14 protein-coding genes are annotated in these 19,291 nt (G+C 34.3%); all 14 read left to right on the top strand.

All coding sequences use genetic code 11. The features are described 5' to 3' along the window. The first annotated feature begins 42 nt into the window (after positions 1-42). Entirely contained in the window at positions 43-1,383 is a 1,341-nt protein-coding gene (locus ACRBBL_RS06755; RefSeq protein WP_431368262.1) for a cytochrome P450, read from the top strand. Further along, positions 1,380-2,312 carry a tRNA epoxyqueuosine(34) reductase QueG gene (queG, locus tag ACRBBL_RS06750; protein ID WP_431368257.1) on the top strand — a complete coding sequence of 311 codons (933 nt, stop codon included), beginning with the start codon at positions 1,380-1,382 and terminating at the stop codon, positions 2,310-2,312. The genes ACRBBL_RS06755 and queG overlap by 4 nt, the downstream gene beginning before the upstream one ends. Before the next feature lie 136 nt (positions 2,313-2,448). Further along, complete coding sequence (locus tag ACRBBL_RS06745) at positions 2,449-4,272, top strand: histidine kinase (protein ID WP_431368256.1); 1,824 nt, start codon at positions 2,449-2,451, stop codon at positions 4,270-4,272. Next, positions 4,265-5,005, top strand: a complete 741-nt coding sequence (locus tag ACRBBL_RS06740) for a LytR/AlgR family response regulator transcription factor (protein ID WP_431368255.1) — start codon at positions 4,265-4,267, stop codon at positions 5,003-5,005. Before ACRBBL_RS06745 ends, ACRBBL_RS06740 begins: the two co-directional genes overlap by 8 nt. A gap of 108 nt (positions 5,006-5,113) precedes the next feature. Beyond that, positions 5,114-5,929, top strand: coding sequence for a hypothetical protein (locus tag ACRBBL_RS06735; protein WP_431368254.1), 816 nt, complete (start codon positions 5,114-5,116; stop codon positions 5,927-5,929). Between the two features lie 172 nt (positions 5,930-6,101). Further along, complete coding sequence (locus tag ACRBBL_RS06730; protein WP_431368253.1) at positions 6,102-6,326, top strand: hypothetical protein; 225 nt, start codon at positions 6,102-6,104, stop codon at positions 6,324-6,326. 191 nt (positions 6,327-6,517) lie between these two features. Then, on the top strand, positions 6,518-6,706 hold the full coding sequence (locus ACRBBL_RS06725) for a hypothetical protein (protein ID WP_431368252.1): 189 nt from the start codon (positions 6,518-6,520) through the stop codon (positions 6,704-6,706). 184 nt (positions 6,707-6,890) lie between these two features. Next, positions 6,891-7,139: a hypothetical protein gene (locus ACRBBL_RS06720; protein WP_431368251.1), complete on the top strand. Its 249-nt coding sequence runs from the start codon at positions 6,891-6,893 to the stop codon at positions 7,137-7,139. A gap of 240 nt (positions 7,140-7,379) precedes the next feature. Then, complete coding sequence (locus ACRBBL_RS06715; RefSeq protein WP_431368250.1) at positions 7,380-9,683, top strand: NADP-dependent malic enzyme; 2,304 nt, start codon at positions 7,380-7,382, stop codon at positions 9,681-9,683. Between the two features lie 98 nt (positions 9,684-9,781). Further along, positions 9,782-10,363, top strand: a complete 582-nt coding sequence (ruvA, locus tag ACRBBL_RS06710; RefSeq protein WP_431368249.1) for a Holliday junction branch migration protein RuvA — start codon at positions 9,782-9,784, stop codon at positions 10,361-10,363. A 5-nt stretch (positions 10,364-10,368) separates the two neighbouring features. Further along, entirely contained in the window at positions 10,369-17,583 is a 7,215-nt protein-coding gene (sprA, locus tag ACRBBL_RS06705) for a cell surface protein SprA (RefSeq protein WP_431368248.1), read from the top strand. Between the two features lie 82 nt (positions 17,584-17,665). After that, positions 17,666-18,046, top strand: a complete 381-nt coding sequence (gene gcvH / locus ACRBBL_RS06700) for a glycine cleavage system protein GcvH (protein WP_431368247.1) — start codon at positions 17,666-17,668, stop codon at positions 18,044-18,046. Then, complete coding sequence (locus tag ACRBBL_RS06695; protein ID WP_431368246.1) at positions 18,039-18,431, top strand: VanZ family protein; 393 nt, start codon at positions 18,039-18,041, stop codon at positions 18,429-18,431. The genes gcvH and ACRBBL_RS06695 overlap by 8 nt, the downstream gene beginning before the upstream one ends. A 54-nt stretch (positions 18,432-18,485) precedes the next feature. Continuing rightward, positions 18,486-19,202 (top strand): energy transducer TonB, encoded by a 717-nt coding sequence (locus ACRBBL_RS06690; RefSeq protein ID WP_431368245.1) that lies wholly within the window; start codon positions 18,486-18,488, stop codon positions 19,200-19,202. Positions 19,203-19,291: the final 89 nt, after the last annotated feature.

The raw sequence follows: 19,291 nt of genomic DNA, 5'->3' as shown, positions 1-19,291 counted from the left end.
AGAGCCAAGAGCCAAGAGCCAAAACCTAACAACCAGCAACTAATGCAGTACAAATATCCAAATACAATTCCATTCATTAAGATATTCTTAAAATCATCGTCTATCACGCGAAACCCAATTCCGTTTCATAAGGATTGCTTTGATAAACATGGAGATTCGTTTGCAATTTCACCGCCATTCTCAAATAGGATACTGTTAACACGTGATGCAGAAATCACAAAACATCTGTTGCGAAAAAATCATAGGAACTATCACAAATCAAAAATTCAAACAAAATTCCTATCAAAATACGTTGGAAAAGGTTTGCTAACTTCTAGTGGTGATTATTGGTTAAAACAACGACGACTCATTCAACCGGCATTTCATAAAGAAAAATTACAAAAACTGGTAAAAATAATGGAAGGCACGATTGAAAAACAAATCGAAGACATTCCGGAAAACAAAACAATCGATTCGTATCCAATAATGAATGAACTAGCGTTTCACGTAGTCGCAAAATCACTATTCAGTTATTCTTCTTATGATGATACGACAATGCATCGATTGCAGGAAATCATAGAAACGTTGCAGAATTTCATCATCCGAGAAATTCGACAACCACATAAACAATGGTGGTATAAAGTAAGTGGTTTGGTTAAAAAACACATGATTCTTGTTAAAGAAAGCAGAGATATTATCAACACGGTAATTGACGAACGTCGCGAATCAAAAGAAGAACATGATGATTTGTTAGACATGTTGCTCAAAGCAAAATATGAAGACGATGGAACTTCAATGACCAACGAACAACTCATAGACGAAATCTTAATATTCTTTGTTGCAGGACATGAAACTTCCGCGAATGCGCTCACATTTACATTTCAACTCATTGCACAACATCCAGAAGTGTATAAAAAAGTAATGGCAGAAATTAATGCGATTGATGACAGTTTGCCGCCGATGGAAAAAATAGCAAAGCTCAACTATATAAAAAACTGTGTAGAAGAATCGATGCGATTATATCCGCCAGCGTGGATTACAGACAGAGTTGCCATAGAAGACGATTCGTTTGCAGGTTTCAATATAAAAAAAGGAACCATGATCGGAATTTCGTTTTACGAATTACACCGAAATTCAACATACTGGAAAAATCCCAACGATTTCAAACCAGAACGGTTCTCTGATGAACACCGTAAAGAAACAGGAGGGTATTATTTCCCGTTTGGCGCAGGACCAAGAATGTGTATTGGGAATGGTTTTGCACTCTATGAAATGATGTTGACGGTATATGCAATGCTAAAAAAATATCACATCGAAACCGATCAGAAAAAGATAGAAATCTCGCCACTTATTACACTAAAACCGATCAATCTTACATTAAAATTCACAAAAAGAACTGCTTGAATTCAACCCAAAAACATACAGAACTCATAAAAGCTGAAGCAAAACGCTTGGGTTTTCTGTCCTGTGGAATCTCAAAAGCAGCATTTTTAGAAGAAGAAGCGCCACGTTTAGAAGCTTGGCTCAACAAAAATATGCATGGCGAAATGAGTTATATGGAAAATCATTTTGACAAGCGACTCGATCCAACGAAATTGGTAGACGATTCAAAATCGGTAGTTTCTTTACTATTAAATTACTATCCATCGGAAATTCAAAAAGATTCTGAAGCGCCAAAACTCTCAAAATACGCGTATGGAACAGATTACCATTTCGTCATAAAAGACAAACTAAAACACTTACTAAACTTTATTCAAGAGGAAATTGGGGAAGTTTCAGGAAGAGCATTTGTAGATTCTGCTCCTGTGTTGGACAAAGCTTGGGCAGCAAAAAGCGGTTTGGGTTGGATTGGAAAACACAGCAATCTGCTCACGCAAAAAGTAGGTTCGTTCTATTTTATTGCAGAATTAATTATCGATTTAGAACTCGATTATGATTCGCCAGTCACAGATCATTGTGGAAGTTGTACAGCGTGCATAGATGCGTGTCCGACACAAGCCATTGTAGATCCGTATGTAGTTGATGGAAGCAAATGTATTTCCTACTTTACTATCGAACTAAAAAATGAAATTCCAACCCACGTGCATGGACAATTTGACGATTGGATGTTTGGCTGCGATATCTGTCAAGATGTATGCCCGTGGAATCGTTTCTCAAAACCGCATAATGAACCTTTATTCAATCCGCATCCAGAATTATTGTCAATGTCTAAAAAAGAATGGGAAGAAATTACGCAAGAAGTCTTTAGCGAAATCTTTCGAAAATCTGCTGTAAAGCGAACAAAGTACACAGGTTTGATGCGGAATATAAAATTTTTGAAAACAGAAAAATAAAAGTTTACAATGCATTTTTCATTTGTGAATTTCTTATGTTTGGTAAAAATATCGGCACGTATTTTTTAAATTTAATAAGAGAAATCTAAAAATGATCTATTCTCCACGAAAAAATCCCCTAATACTGTTGTCAATTTTGGGCTTGCTTTTTTTTGCATGTACGAAAGTAGATTCAGAACAAAGCTTTTCTGAAAAAATTGAAGAAATCAAACGACTGCGAGCGCTGGAACGAAAACTAATACCTAGCGATTCTACACTAATCTACATAGCAAAAATTCAAAAAATAATTGATAGCGACCCTAGTTTGCCAGATACGTTATTAATTGAAAATACCTTTAGAAAAGGTGCATATTATTATAATACTCAAAAATTTGATTCTGCAACATACTACTATCATACTACGATCGATTTAGTAAAAGGACCTAATACTAGAGATCGAAATTTAATCTATTTCTGGAATACATGGATATTGGATCAAAATGAAAATAGATTAGCAAATGTGATAGATGTGGCAAAGAAATTTGTAGAAATTTCAGATGAGAAAAAACATGCAGGTGGTTTGACAATTGCATATAATTTTTTAGAAGTTTCTTATTTAGATTTAGGGAATTATGAGGAAGCTTGGTATTACAATGGAAAAGGCTTAGAAGCGGCAAAAGAGAGTCACAACATGGATATGTTTGTAGTTACTGGATGTTCCAAGGCAAAAATGTTGTACAATCATTTCAATAAAAAAGAAGAAGCATTTGCATTTTTAGATAGCATGCAAGTTATAGAAACATCTAAAAAAGATACTAGAAGACAATATCTTCGTCAATACGGAACACTTAATTTTGCCGAAAAAAACTATAAAGAAGCTGCCAAATATTTTGATAAGACTATTGCGCTTACAAAACAAGTTGGGCTTAGAGAGAATTACGACTTACTTGAAGGTTATAACAACTTAGCGGAAACCTATCTGGAATTAAAAGATTATAAGGTTGCAGAGCGCTATTTGGATTCAGTGAATACTATAATTAACGAAAATTCTTTTACGGAATATGTTTCATTCTACAACGAATTGCGTTTTAAGCTGAATTATAGGAAAGGAAATAGCGAAGAAAGCTTGTTAAAAGAATACAAAGCATTAATTGATCGGCAAAATAAATTTCATGAAGAAAATATAAATGAAGAATTGCAATCTTTAAAGGTTGCCAATGAAAAGAAAAAGATTGCGACAGCTGAGAAAAATGCTTCAGAATTAAGAAATATAAAACTCATAGGGTTATCAGCACTTTTAGGATTGTTGGTCATTATTGTGTATTTGTTTTATAGGCAAAGGCGCTTCAAATTTCAAAAGCAAGATTTACAAATGCAACAACGATTATTGCGCTCGCAGATGAATCCGCATTTTACGTTCAATATCTTATCGGTAATTCAACATCAAATAAAAGATAACCAAGAAAAAGCTGTAAACTATCTGCTAAAGTTTTCAAGATTGTTGCGATTAATTTTAGAAAACTCATTGCATAACTATGTGCAAATAGAAGATGAATTAGAGTCATTACATAAATACATGGAGCTTCAATTAATACGCTTTCCAGAAAAATTTAGCTATAACATTCAGTTAGAAAACTTTGAAGAAGATGAGCTGTTATTTATTCCGCCAATGTTACTACAGCCTTTTATAGAAAACAGTATTGAGCATGGTTTTTTGGGAATAAAGCATAAAGGAAATATTGATGTAAAACTAACTTTAGAAGATAAATTCATAGCCTGTACTATAGAAGATAATGGTGTTGGAATCAAAGAGACAAATAATACCTATAAAAAGTCGGTTTCCACACAATTAATTTCTAAATTCATCAATAAAACAACCAAAAGTAACGTTCAAATACTAGATAAAGCCAATACGGATGCAACAAATTTAGGTGTGTTGGTAAAGTTTCTAATCCCTTATAAATTTTCAGAAAATGATTAAAGCCATATTAGTTGATGACGAAGCCTATATTAGAAATAGTGTTAGAGAAAAAATAAATCAACATTTCAGTACGGATATTCAAATTATTGGAGAAGCGGAAAGCGTAGCAGAAGCTGTAACCTTGATAGAAGAAAAAAGTCCAGATTTGCTCTTTTTAGATATTCAGCTAACTGATGGGACTAGTTTTGATATTTTAAATCAAATAGAGACAAAAAATGTAGATATTATTTTCATTACTGGTTTTGATAAGCATGCTATAAAAGCGATAAAAGTAGGTGCTTTAGATTATATTTTAAAGCCAATTGATGAAAGTGAATTTCAAGAAGCAGTTGTAAAAGCAATTGAAAGTTCTAATAAAGAAAATGACTTAGAAAAATTAATCGAAATCTCCAGTGAATACTTCAAAGGTGTGCAAAAGAAACGCATTGTGCTCAAAACGATGGAAAACGTGTATGTAGTCTATGAAGATGATATTTTGTATTGCAAATCGGAAGGGAATTATACAACATTCTACACGCTACAATCCGAACGAATATTAGTTTCCAAACCCATTAAAAAAGTAATAGAACTCTTATCAGATGATATTTTTATACGCTGTCACCAATCATACATCGTAAATAAAAAACATGTATTGCGATACAACAGGCAAGGTGTGTTAATTGTAAACCATGAAATAAAAGTTCCAGTATCTAGCAGACGGAAAGATCATGTTATAGAAAAGATATTTGGATAAACGAATATGAAATCATCGATTACGTATTTGAAAAAGAATTGAGCTAATATGAAACCTCTCTAGTAAAACATGATTAGCTTCTTAAATTTGATATAAAAAATAAAAAATATGAGAAACACTCTAAAACTAATTGCATTAGTATTTATCCTTAATTTTTCCTCTTGTAGTGAAGATGAGTTGATAGAAACAAACAGTGAAACACAGTCTAGTATTGCAAAATCTACAACACTTACTGAAATAGAAGATATACGATTGCAAAATTTAATGCAATGGACGGGACATTTAGCGGGACAAGTAGCGCTAAACAATAATGAAGGTCGTGCGCAATTTATCAATGCAGTAAATGCTAGTAATAATGGAAGTGTAAAACTTTCAGATTTAATTCATTATGAAAGTGATAACCAAAATCGAAGTTATGGAAATACTGATTTAAGTGAATCTTTTGCCAATGCACTAAAAGATGAATTCTATAAATATGTTTTGATTTCAGATTTTTGTTCAAACCCTGAACGTACAAGAGATCGTCCAGTACCGCCAGAATTACCTGGTCAGCCTAATTTTCAACATCAATCTTGGATCTATAATTACCCTGAGCCAGGCGATACGGAAGAAGAAATTTATGAAGAAAGATTTCAGCAATATCTTGGGCTAATTTTAGAGGATAACTGCTTAGAAATTTATTTGCCTAATGGATTCAATACACCCATTAGAAACATAATATCTTCAGCACATCCATTGCTAGATCAAAACTTTAATTATGAAGCGTATAAGCATGTCGCAGAATGTAATATTGATCCAATAAATATTACTAGTCGAACATTAGGAAATATTATCATTGTTAGACCGTATATAGGAACTGGTTTTCCAGATACCAACTGTACATATACTCAATTTGATTTTGATTTTACTGACTTCTTAGACTAAGCTGGTAAAATATTAATTAACAGCCTCCTAATGTATTTTAGGAGGCTTTTTTATGAGTAATTTTTAAAACGAAACGAATATGAAATAAAGTAATACGCTTTTGTATTCTGTATTGTAAGAGTTTCTAAATAGTGTGAATTTTAAATAATTATTAATCTGAAAATTATACATTATGAAGAAAAAGAATCTTAAAAGTTTGAGTTTGAATAAAAAGTCAATTTCAAATTTAGAATCTTATGCTAATATTGGAGGTGCAAGTACTGCTCCAATACCTACAATTCCACCAACAGTTTCAGATGGTCCTAATTGTTATACTATTTGGAGATATACTACATGTTGTGGATATACAGATTATTCAGAGTGTTATTGTACTGATCCAACAGAATGCACTAGATAAACATATAACATAAGTTTTGGTCTAGGTCGGAAGAAATTTCGACCTTTTTTTCTTTTAGAAAAATTCTAGATTATAAAGTATAATAAGATTGCAGCAAATATGAAATAGAGAGATGCGTATTTGAATTCTCTATTGTGAGTGTTTCTAAATAGTTTGATTTTTATGGAGTTAATAATTTAAAATTACAGATTATGAAGAAAAAAACAGTAAAATCATTAAATCTAGCAAAAAGAAGTATTTCTCAATTTACAGTAAGTTTTAAAATAAAAGGAGGAAATACTGATCCAAACCAAACAACTTTAGTTCAGTGTCCTGTGTCACTTCCAAAAGGAGTTTGTCAGTTAACCAATACAGGATGTGATACAGATCATACTAGGTAAACATAAGAGAAAAAAAGCTGGGATTTTAGGGCTGGGTCGGAAGAAATTCCGGCCTTTTTGTTTTAAGTATTTAATGAAAGAACACTACGAATTTGAATTAGAAGGATACGCATTTGTATTAGCTATTGCAGTAGTTGTTAAAGTGTATGACTTTTATATAATTAATAGTTTAAAAGTTAACATTATGAAAAAAAAGAATCTCAAATTATTGAAGCTAAACAAAAAATCTGTTTCCAACTTGTCTTTTGACAAAAACACAATAGTAGGAGGGGCTACTGTATTTCCTTGTCCTGTAGATAGTGAACAAATGCCTTGTCAGTCTATCACACATTGTAATAGTGAATATCAAGAATGTAACTCGCAAAAAGGAAGAACCTGTCAAACAATACCAGGCTATTGTCAAACAGGAATGCCGCTTTGTCCGCCAAGATAATTTTTTACAAAAAGCCATCTCAAAATTCATTGAAATGGCTTTTTTTACACTTTTAATCTTTTGTCAAAGAAGGGTTTTCAAAATATGCTCGTTAGAGAACTATAGGTGCAACACATATTTCGTTAAATATAACTAAAGAAAGTATATTAAATTTTTTCCTTTACATGTATCTTTTTAAATTAGCCAATTCATAGTGTCAGCAGTTAATAACCAACAAACGGCTACGAAACCCATCTTATAATGAGTAAAAGCAACGAAGAGCGTAAAAGAAGAGAAGCACTTATATATCATGCAAAACCGCAACCAGGGAAAATAAAAGTAGTTCCCACAAAAAGATATTCTACGCAACGTGACTTATCTTTAGCGTATTCTCCAGGAGTAGCAGAACCTTGTTTAGAAATAGAAAAAGACAAAAAAAATGTCTACAAATACACTACTAAAGGAAACTTAGTAGCTGTAATATCCAATGGAACAGCAGTTTTAGGTTTGGGAGATATTGGACCTGAAGCCTCAAAACCTGTAATGGAAGGGAAAGGATTACTCTTTAAAATATTTGCAGATATTGATGTATTCGATATTGAAGTGGATACAAAAGATGTGGATAAATTTATTGAAACAGTAAAAAATATTGCGCCAACCTTCGGAGGTATCAATCTAGAAGATATCAAAGCACCAGAAGCTTTTGAAATTGAACGAAGACTTATTGAGGAATTGGATATTCCTGTTATGCATGACGATCAACATGGTACAGCAATAATCTCTGCGGCAGCATTACTCAATGCTTTAGAATTAGTAAATAAAAAAATAGAAGAAGTTAAGTTTGTTGTCAATGGAGCAGGTGCAGCAGCAATATCTTGTACAAAACTATATAAAGCTTTTGGAGCAAAAGATGAAAATATAGTCATGCTAGATAGTAAAGGTGTGATAAGAAAAGATAGAGACAACCTTACTTCTCAAAAATTAGAATTTGCTACAGATAGAGATATTCATACGCTAGAAGAAGCAATGCAACAAGCAGATGTGTTTATCGGATTATCTAGAGCAGATATGGTGTCAGAAGACATGCTATTAAGTATGAGCGCAGACCCAATTGTATTTGCAATGGCAAACCCAAATCCAGAAATTCCGTATGCAAAAGCAATAGCTACACGTGATGATATCATCATGGCAACAGGTAGATCCGATCATCCTAATCAAGTAAACAATGTACTTGGTTTTCCATTCATATTCCGTGGTGCATTAGATGTGCGTGCTACAAAGATTAATGAAGCAATGAAAATGGCTGCTGTAAAAGCACTTGCTGCATTAGCAAAAGAGCCAGTGCCAGAGCAAGTAAACATTGCCTATGCAGAAACGAAACTTACTTTCGGAAAAGAATACATCATTCCAAAACCATTTGACCCAAGGTTAATTGCTAAAATTCCACCAGCTATTGCAAAAGCAGCAATGGATTCAGGAGTAGCTACCGAGCCTATAGAAGATTGGGCGCGTTACGAAGATGAGCTTTTGCACAGACTTGGAGCAGATAACAAAATCATTCGATTATTACATAAAAGAGCACGTACCAATCCAAAACGAATTGTATTTGCTGAAGCAGACCATTTAGATGTTTTAAAAGCTGCGCAATATGTATATGATGAACGTATTGGGATTCCGATTCTTTTAGGAAATGAAAAACTAATTCATGAACTCAGAGATGAACTAGAATTTGATGGAGATGTAGAAATCATTGATCCTAAAAGTGATGAACAAACTGAAAAGCGTGAAAAATTCGCAAAAATCTATTGGGAATCACGAAAACGAAAAGGAGTTACAATCATTGATGCGCAAAAGAAAATGCGCGAGCGTAACTATTTTGCAGCAATGATGGTAAATAATGGTTATGCAGATGGATTAATATCTGGATACTCTAGAAGTTACCCAACAGTTGTAAAGCCAATGTTAGAGCTTATTGGAACGGCAAAAGGCGTGCGAAAAGCGGCAACGACAAACTTAATGATTACCGAACGTGGACCAATATTCTTATCAGATACATCTATAAATATTGATCCGTCTGCGCGCGATTTGGCAAAAATTGCTCAAATGACTGCGTTAACGGTAAAAATGTTTGGTTTAGAACCAAATATTGCCATGTTGTCCTATTCAAACTTTGGTTCGTCTGAACACGAAAACGCTAGTAAGGTAGGAGAGGCAGTAGAATATTTGCATAGATACTATCCAGATATCAATGTAGATGGTGCAGTACAATCGGATTTTGCTTTAAACAGAGAAATGCTAGCAGAAAAATTTCCATTCTCAAAACTTGCAGGAAAAGAAGTAAATACGCTTGTTTTCCCTAATCTTGATGCTGCTAACATTACCTATAAACTCATGAAAGAGTTAAATAAAGCCGATTCTATTGGCCCAATAATGCTAGGAATGCGTAAACCTGTACACATTTTACAGCTTGGTGCAAGCGTTAATGAAATCATCAATATGGCAGCGGTTGTAGTAGTAGATGCGCAGGAAAAAGAAAAGTGGCGACAGCAAAAAGAAGAACTATAAATAGGATTAGTATATCGTATTAGTATATTAATGGCGTAAATGGGTAAATAAATGTGAATAAATTTATTACATTTGGGACTTTAACTAGCAACTAATAAATGATTACGCATATACAAGGGAAGCTCGTAGAGAAAAATCCAACAGATGTGGTGATAGAATGCAATGGAGTCGGATACTTTATCAATATCTCTCTTACTACCTATACGCAACTTCCAAATCAAGAAAATATAAAACTATACACGCACCTTCATGTTCGTGAAGATGCGCATACGTTGTATGGTTTTTTTCAGAAAGCAGAACGCGCTGTATTTCGTTTACTAATCTCTGTTTCAGGAATAGGAACTAGCACAGCACGTACAATGCTGTCTTCTTTAAATTCTCAACAAATATGTGAAGCAATTGGTTCTGGAGATGTAGCAACTGTTCAAAGCGTAAAAGGTATTGGGGCTAAAACGGCACAGCGTGTAATCATCGAATTAAAGGATAAAGTCATAAAATTATACGATCTTGACGAAGTTTCAATGTCTCAAAGCAATACAAACAAAGAAGAAACGTTATCTGCTTTGGAAGTATTAGGTTACACAAGAAAGCAATCTGAAAAAGTACTCGATAAAATAATTAAAGAAATGCCGAACGGAAGTGTAGAAGAGTTGATAAAAATGGCATTAAAAAACTTATAATTACTTTGGAAAACATTACCAACCTAATAACAAAACACACTAAAAATACGCTTGTCGTATTTATTTTGTTATTTAGCACCATTCTAGCAGCGCAAGAACCGACGACAACGCCGCAAGATTCAACGAAAACGGGTTATGCAATTGGAAAAATAAAATTAAAAGATCCAAAAAGCATTGTCTCAAAATATACCTATGACCCAAAAATAGATCGATACATCTATACGGAAACGGTAAGTAACTACGATATTAGATATCCGCTCATCTTAACGCCGGAACAATATCGTGAGTTATTGCTTAAAGAAAGTATGAAAGGCTACTTTAAGGAAAAGCTTGATGCAATTTCAGGTAAAAAAGAAGGTTCGGAAGATGCACTAAAAAATTTATTACCCATATTTGAGATCAATTCTAATTTCTTTGAAAGTATTTTTGGAGGAAACACTATTGAGGTAATTCCACAAGGTTCGGTAGCAATAGATTTAGGAGTTCGTTTTCAAAAAAATGACAATCCTGCTTTATCGCCTAGAAACCGAAGTAACTTAAGTTTTGACTTTGATCAGCGAATTAGCTTAAGTTTATTAGGAAAAGTAGGTGAACGATTAAAAATTAACGCAAACTACGATACAGAATCTACGTTTGACTTCCAAAATCAAATCAAATTAGAATATACGCCAACGGAAGATGATATTCTGCAAAAAATAGAAGTAGGTAACGTAAGTATGCCGCTTAACAGTTCTTTAATTACAGGAGCACAAAGTTTATTTGGTTTTAAAACAGAACTACAATTCGGAAAAACACGATTTACAGGAGTATTCTCTGAACAGCGTTCGCAAACAAGAACAATTACTGCGCAAGGTGGCGGAACTATAGAAGAATTTGCATTATTTGCTTTAGACTACGATGAAGATCGTCACTTCTTCTTATCACAATACTTTAGAGATACGTATGATACGGCTTTAGCAAATTATCCATTTAAAAATACACCTGTAGAAATTACACGTGTAGAAGTTTGGGTAACCAATCGATCAGCACAAACACAAAACGTGCGTAATATTGTAGGTTTACAGGATTTAGGAGAATCTAACCCTGATAAAATGAGAACCACGCAAGCACTTGTGTTTAACGGTACGGTTCCTGGAGCATTCCCAGATAATGAAAATAACAATTATAACCCAGAAACCATTGGAGCTGGGTCATTGTTACAAGAATCAATCAGAGATATTGCTACAATTCAACAAGGTTTTGGAGCTGTTTCTACGAGCGTTCAACAAGGTTTTGATTATGTGTACTTAGAAAATGCACGAAAACTGAATGAGAACGAATATAAAGTTGATACAAAATTAGGATACATTTCGTTAAACCAGCGTTTAAGTAATGATGAAGTGTTAGCTGTAGCATTCCAGTATACCGCAAACGGTCAAGTGTACCAAGTTGGTGAATTTGCAAATGGAGGTATTGATGCAACACAAGTGACCAACACAGATGCTGACGGAAATGCAACTGAAATTCAAAATCAAAACTTAGTTGTAAAACTCTTAAAAAGTGCTATTACTGAAGTAGAAGATCCAATCTGGGATTTAATGATGAAAAACATCTACTCAACTGATGCATATCAATTAAGTCCAGAAGATTTTAGATTAAACATTCTATATACAGATCCTTCTCCAGTAAACTATATTACTGCCGCAGAAGGTGCACCTGCATTACCTGCAGATGTAGCTGATGAAATATTATTAAGAGTATTCAATTTAGATAGATTAGATATTTATGAAAACCCACAATCTGGTGGAGATGGTTTCTTTGATTATATGCCTGGAATTACGGTCGATCAAGAATTTGGACGAATTATATTTACTACGGTAGAACCATTTGGAGAATATCTATTTGAAAAATTAAGAAATGGTGTTGGGGAAAACTACGATGTTCCAACAGGTTACAATGGGAACCAATCAAAATATGTATACAGAACCATGTATACAGAAACCAAAGCAGGAGCTTTGGACGATGCTGAGTTGAATAAATTCCAATTAAAAGGACGTTACAAGTCGCAAGGTGGTGACGGAATTCCACTTGGAGCTTTCAATGTGCCAAGAGGTTCAGTTGTAGTAACTGCTGGTGGACGTGTATTACAAGAAGGAATAGATTATACAGTAAACTATCAATTAGGACGTGTGCAAATTTTAGATGAAGCTTTAAAAGCATCTAACACACCAATTGATGTTTCTGTAGAGAACAACTCATTATTCGGTCAGCAAAACAAACGATTTACAGGAATTAACATTGAGCATCAATTCAATGAAAACTTCTTAATTGGAGCTACATATTTAAACTTGAATGAGCGACCAATAACACAAAAAGCAAACTATGGAGCAGAACCTGTAAACAACTCTATATTTGGATTTAATGGAAACTATTCTACGGAAGTTCCATTCTTAACACGATTGGTAAATAAATTACCAAACATAGATACAGATGTAGTTTCAAACGTTTCCGTTCGTGGAGAATTTGCATACTTATTGCCAGGTAGTCCTAAAAATGCTGACTTCCAAGGAGAAGCAACTGCGTATGTAGATGATTTTGAAGGAGCACAATCTACGATTGATATAAAATCGCCATTAGGTTGGTTCTTAGCAAGTACACCAGGAACAGCTGGAAACACATTAGGAGATAACTTAGGTGGAGAATTTGGAAACGATCAATTAGAATACGGTTACAACAGAGCAAAATTAGCATGGTATACGATTGATCCTATTTTTTATGGAAATCAAGCGCCAGGTGGAATTTCGCCAGCTGAGGTTTCTACAAGTGAAACACGTAGAATCTTTGTAGAAGAAATATTTCCACAAACAGATATTGCTCGTGGACAAACAACGGTACAAACTACATTAGATTTAGCATACTATCCAAGTGAAAGAGGACCATATAACAACAATCCAAATTTTGCTACGCAACCAGATCAAGGAAATTGGGCAGGAATTATGCGTCCTATAACGACGACAAACTTCGAACAAGCAAATGTAGAATACATTCAATTTTGGGTATTAGATCCTTATCACTCTTCAGGTAACACAACAAGTACAGGTGGAGAATTAGTCCTAAATATTGGTAATATTTCTGAAGATATTCTAAAAGATGGACGTAAACAATACGAAAATGGATTGCCAGAAGCCGATGCGGTAAACCCTTTAACTACAGAAACTGCTTGGGGACAAGTGCCACAAACACAATCGCTAGTATATGCTTTCGATTCAGAAGATGCCAACCGACAAGTACAAGATATTGGTTTAGATGGTTTAAATGATACAGAAGAAGCAGGGAAATATACAAACTATGCAACAGAAGCCGATCCGGCAGCAGATAACTATCAATATTTCTTAAATGCTAGTGGAGATGTACTGGAGCGTTATAAAAACTACAACGGTACACAAGGAAACTCGCCAATTACGGTAACAGATACCAATAGAGGTTCTACAACGGTTCCTGATGTAGAAGATATCAACCGAGATCAAACAATGAACACGATTGATAACTATTTCCAATTCAGAATTCCAATCAATCCAAGTATTGGTACAGCAACAAGTTATATTACGGATGAGCGTACAAGTTCAAGAGAAACACCAGATGGAGGCGTTATTGAATCACGTTGGGTTCAGTTTAAAATTCCAATCACAGACTTTTACAAACAAGATACTGACGACAAAATTTCTTTAGACGATTTAAGAGCTATTCGTTTTATACGTATGTATATGACAGGATTTAATGAGCGAACAGTACTACGTTTTGGAACACTTGATTTAATTCGTGGAGATTGGAGACGTTACAATTTATCATTACAAGACAACGGTGACGATCCACAAGATGGTGCAGATGCTACAACGCAGTTTGATGTAAATATTGTAAACATTGAAGAAAACTCAAACAAATTACCAATTGGATATGTAGTTCCTCCTGGAGTTGTTCGTGAACAATTAAATAACAACAACACTGTAATTCGTCAAAACGAACAATCACTCGGAATGGTTTTATGCGATTTAGAAGCAGGAGATTCGCGTGGTGTATTCAAAAATATTGACATTGATTTACGACAATATAAAAACTTAAAAATGTTTGTCCATGCAGAATCACTCTTTGGACAAACGCAGCAACTTGCCGATGAACAAGCAGTGGCATTTATACGATTTGGTAATGACTTTACTCAAAACTATTATCAAGTTGAAATTCCATTAAATGTTACATTAGACAACGAATCGTCGCCAGAAGATGTTTGGAAAAACGAATTTGACATCCCATTAGCATTGCTAACACGAATCAAAGCGGCAAACTTCAACAATGCGAGTGGTGCTACAGATGTTGCTTACTATAATGAGGCGGCAGAAGAAATTATAAACCAATTTGCACCGTATGGCGCAGATGAGCGCATGCGTATTGCTATTATTGGTAATCCGACTATTGGTCGTGTGCGTTCGTTAATGGTTGGTATTAAAAACTCAACGGCTACAGGTTTAGATGCTACTGATACACCTATTGGTGGAATTCCAATTTGTGGTGAATTTTGGTTTAACGAATTACGATTAGCTGAATTAGAAAATCGTGGAGGTTGGGCAGCAGTTGGTTCATTAGATGCGAATCTGGCAGATTTTGCTACGGTTTCTGCAACGGGAAGAATAAGTACGGTTGGTTTTGGAAACATTGAACAATCGCCAAACGATCGAAGCAGAGAAGATGTAAAGCAATATGATGTTGTTACCAACGTAAGTTTAGGGCAATTGCTTCCAAAAAAATGGGGAGTCAAAATTCCATTCAATTATAGTATAGGAGAAGAAATAATTACTCCAGAATACGATCCGTTCTATCAAGATATTCGTTTGGAAGATCGATTGGATTTGGCAGAAACACAAGCGGAAAGAGATAGAATTGAAGAAGAAGCAATAAGTTATACCAAACGAAAAAGTATCAACTTTATAGGTGTTCGTAAAGAAAGAGGAGCTGAGCAAAAAGCTCGTTTCTATGACGTAGAGAACTTAACATTATCGTATTCATACAACGAAACAGAACATCACGATTACGAAATCAAATCGTTACGTGATCAAAATGTTCGTGCAGGATTAGACTATAACTTTAACTTTCAACCAAAATCAATTGAACCATTCAAAAAAATGGATTCTGTATTTACAGGAAGGTATTGGAAATGGTTAAAAGACTTTAATTTCAATCCATTGCCAACAAGTATTTCGTTAAACTCAAACATTACAAGAAGTTTTAACGATCAAATATATAGAGATCCGTTATTGCCAGATGCGCAAGCCGAAAACTTACCGCGTTTACAGCAACGTAACTTCTTATTTGATTGGTCGTATGCGATTAATTATAATTTGACAAACTCATTGCGTTTCAATTTTACAGCGGCAAATAATAATATTGTTAATAATTACTTTGATGAAAACGGTGATATTAATGCTGACTTTGGAATTTGGGACGGATTCTGGGATATTGGAGATCCAAACACGCATACACAATCGTTACAATTAACGTATGATTTACCGCTAAATAAAATTCCAACATTAAGCTTCTTAACAGCTACATATAGTTATACAGGAGATTTTAACTGGCAACGTGGTTCTGATGTATTGCAGGACGTAGCAGGAGAACGTATAAATACGATTCAAAATGCAAATACGCATAACTTGAATGCTACTTTAGATATGACGAAATTCTATAAGTATATAGGTTTTGTTAGAAAGCGTAAAGGAAATCGTAAAACGAATCTTCGTAGTAAAAATGCGCGTAGACCAGGAGTTCCAGGTGAGAATGCAGCGCAAGACGACAAAAAGACATCTAGCAAAGCAAGTGCAGGGACAAAAATATTCAATACGATAGTTGATGTAGTTGGAAGTGTGAAGCGTATCAATATTAGTTATTCTGAAAACAATGGTAAAGTATTGCCAGGATATACGCCGTCTATTGGATTTATTGGGACTTTAAAGCCATCATTTGGCTTCGTATTTGGTAGTCAAGCAGATGTTCGATATGAAGCTGCACGACAAGGATACTTAACAGAGTTTACTGGATTCAACCAGCAATTCACACAAGTACATAACAAAAACTTGGACATTACTGCGATGGTTGAGCCAATGAGAGATTTAAAAATTGACTTAGTTGCCAATCGTAACTTTTCAGAAAACTTCTCGGAGCAATTCAGCGTTCAAAATGGAGAGTATACATCTTTATCGCCAAATGGTGCAGGAAATACTTTTGGAAACTTCGGAATCTCTACATTGTTAATAAAAACTGCGTTTGCTAAAAGTGATGAAGACCAATCGGCAACATTTGCAGATTTTGAAAATAACAGACAAATTATTGCAAGACGTTTGGCAATTGCTAACGGACAACCATTAACCGACACAGATGGTGATGGTTTCCCTGATGGATATGGAAAAACGAATCAAGCAGTATTATTGCCAGCATTCTTAGCAGCGTATTCTGGACAAGATGCAAACGATGTAAAACTTGGAGCATTTAGAGATGTGCCAATTCCAAACTGGACAATAAAGTATACTGGTTTAATGCGATTAAAATGGTTTAAAAAGCGTTTCAAGCGTTTCTCATTATCGCATGGATATCGTTCAAGCTATACAATCAACTCGTTTAGAAACAACTTAGATTTCGATGGGGCAAATCCATTTGCAGATTCAAATAAAGATCAAGGAGGAAACTTCCACAATCAAAACATATTCTCTAACATCAACTTAGTAGAGCAGTTTAATCCGTTGCTTAGAATTGATCTTGAAATGAAGAACTCAGTTAAAATATTGGCGGAAGTAAAACGCGATAGAGCTTTATCTTTAAGTTTCGATAACAACTTGCTTACGGAGGTTTCAGGAAACGAATATATTGTTGGACTAGGATATCGTTTCAAAGATGTTCGTATCGATACGCGAATTGCAGGTAAGAAAACAACGTTAAAAGGTGACTTAAACTTAAAAGCTGATTTATCATTAAGAGATAATGTTACCATCATAAGAAGTTTAGATTTATTCAACAATCAAATAACTGCAGGGCAAACATTATGGTCGCTAAAATTCACAGCAGATTATGCATTAAGTAGAAACTTAACTGCCTTATTCTACTACGATCACACATTCTCTGAATTTGCAGTATCTACGGCATTTCCACAAACTACAATTCGATCAGGAATTACACTTCGATATAATTTTGGAAATTAACAATAATAGAGGTTGAAAACTTAAATAGAAAAAAGTATTTTTGCTCAAAATAACACTAAATAACACAAATAACACAAAAGAAATGAACATACCAGCGGAATTAAAATATACAAAAGACCACGAGTGGATTAAGATCGAAGATGGTGTTGCTATTGTTGGAATTACGGACTTTGCACAAAAAGAACTTGGAGATATTGTATATGTTGATGTTGATACTTTAGATGAAGAAGTTGAAAAAGATGAAGTTTTTGGAACAGTAGAAGCTGTAAAAACAGTATCTGATTTATTTATGCCACTTACCGGTGAAGTTTCTGAGTTTAATGAGAAACTAGAAGACGATCCAGAATTGGTAAACACAGATCCTTATGGAGATGGATGGATGATTAAAATCAACATCAAAGATGCTTCTGAAGTAGACGACTTATTAAGCGTTGAAGCTTACAAAGAGCTAATTGGTGCGTAAATATATCTTTTCTGTCATAGCCATTGGATGGACTGTTGCGATTACAATCCTTAGCTTAATAAAGATTAAAGGACCGCAGGTACTACACTTTTCGTATTCAGACAAGCTCATACATGGAGTAATTTATTTTTTATTCACCGTAATTTGGTTTTTTGCCTTATTAAAAGGAATAACAAATGATACATTGCGAAAGAATGCATTAATTGCTAGTGCAGCTTTTGCTTTTATTTATGGGGTTAGTGTGGAAATCATGCAAGAAACACTCGTAACAACAAGACAGGGAGATTGGCAAGATGTACTTGCAAACACAACTGGTATAATATTTGCAATTTTCATTATAAAATGGGGAGTTGCGAAAAATAGAAAGTTAAAAACGCAGAATTAATTGTTATTTCTGCTAATAAATAATTAAATTAGCAACGATTAAAACTATATTATTATGGAAGCAAAGAAGAATCCGAGTGCTGACTTAAGAAAAAATAGTCTATTTTATCTAGCTTTAGGTTTGGCATTAGTTACATTCCTTATTTGGCAAGGTATGGAGTGGACAGCTTACGATGAAGTCGCAAAAGAAGAGACAGTTGACTTAATTGAAGATGACGAGGAAGAAATGATCGTCACAGAACAGTTAACACAACCACCACCACCGCCACCGCCACCAGCTCCTGAAATCATCGAAGTTGTAGAAGATGAAGAGGAAGTGGAAGAAACGGTAATAGAATCTACAGAAACAACAGAAGATGAGGTAATCGAAGAAGTTGAAGATGTAGTGGTAGAAGAAGAAGAAGAAGTTATTGAAGATGTACCATTCTCAGTAATTGAAGATGCACCAATCTTTCCAGGTTGTGAAAAATACAAGAGTAAGAAGGAAAGAAAAAAATGTATGTCTGAAAAAGTGCAAAAGCACGTTAATAAAAAATTCAACACAGAATTAGCTTCTGACCTAGATTTAGAAGGAGTACAAAAAATCTTTGTTGTATTTAAAATTGATAGACAAGGAAATATTACAAATGTGCGTTCAAGAGCGCCGCATCCTAAATTAGCTAAAGAAGCTGAGAAAGTAATTAAGAGTCTTCCAAAAATGAAGCCTGGTAAGCAAAGAGGTAAGCCAGTAGGTGTAAATTACACGTTACCAATCGTTTTCAAAGTACAATAAGTTAAGAAAACATTAAAATATAAAAAAGCCTGAGCATTTTGCTCAGGCTTTTTCTTTTTGGTACGTTTCTTGATGTTAACACAACATTA

This window comes from Kordia sp. (assembly GCF_050633145.1).
In the GTDB taxonomy this organism is placed as follows: Bacteria; Bacteroidota; Bacteroidia; order Flavobacteriales; family Flavobacteriaceae; genus Kordia.
Note: the sequence above shows the minus strand (reverse complement) of the source record. Positions and strands in the feature narration are given on the sequence as shown.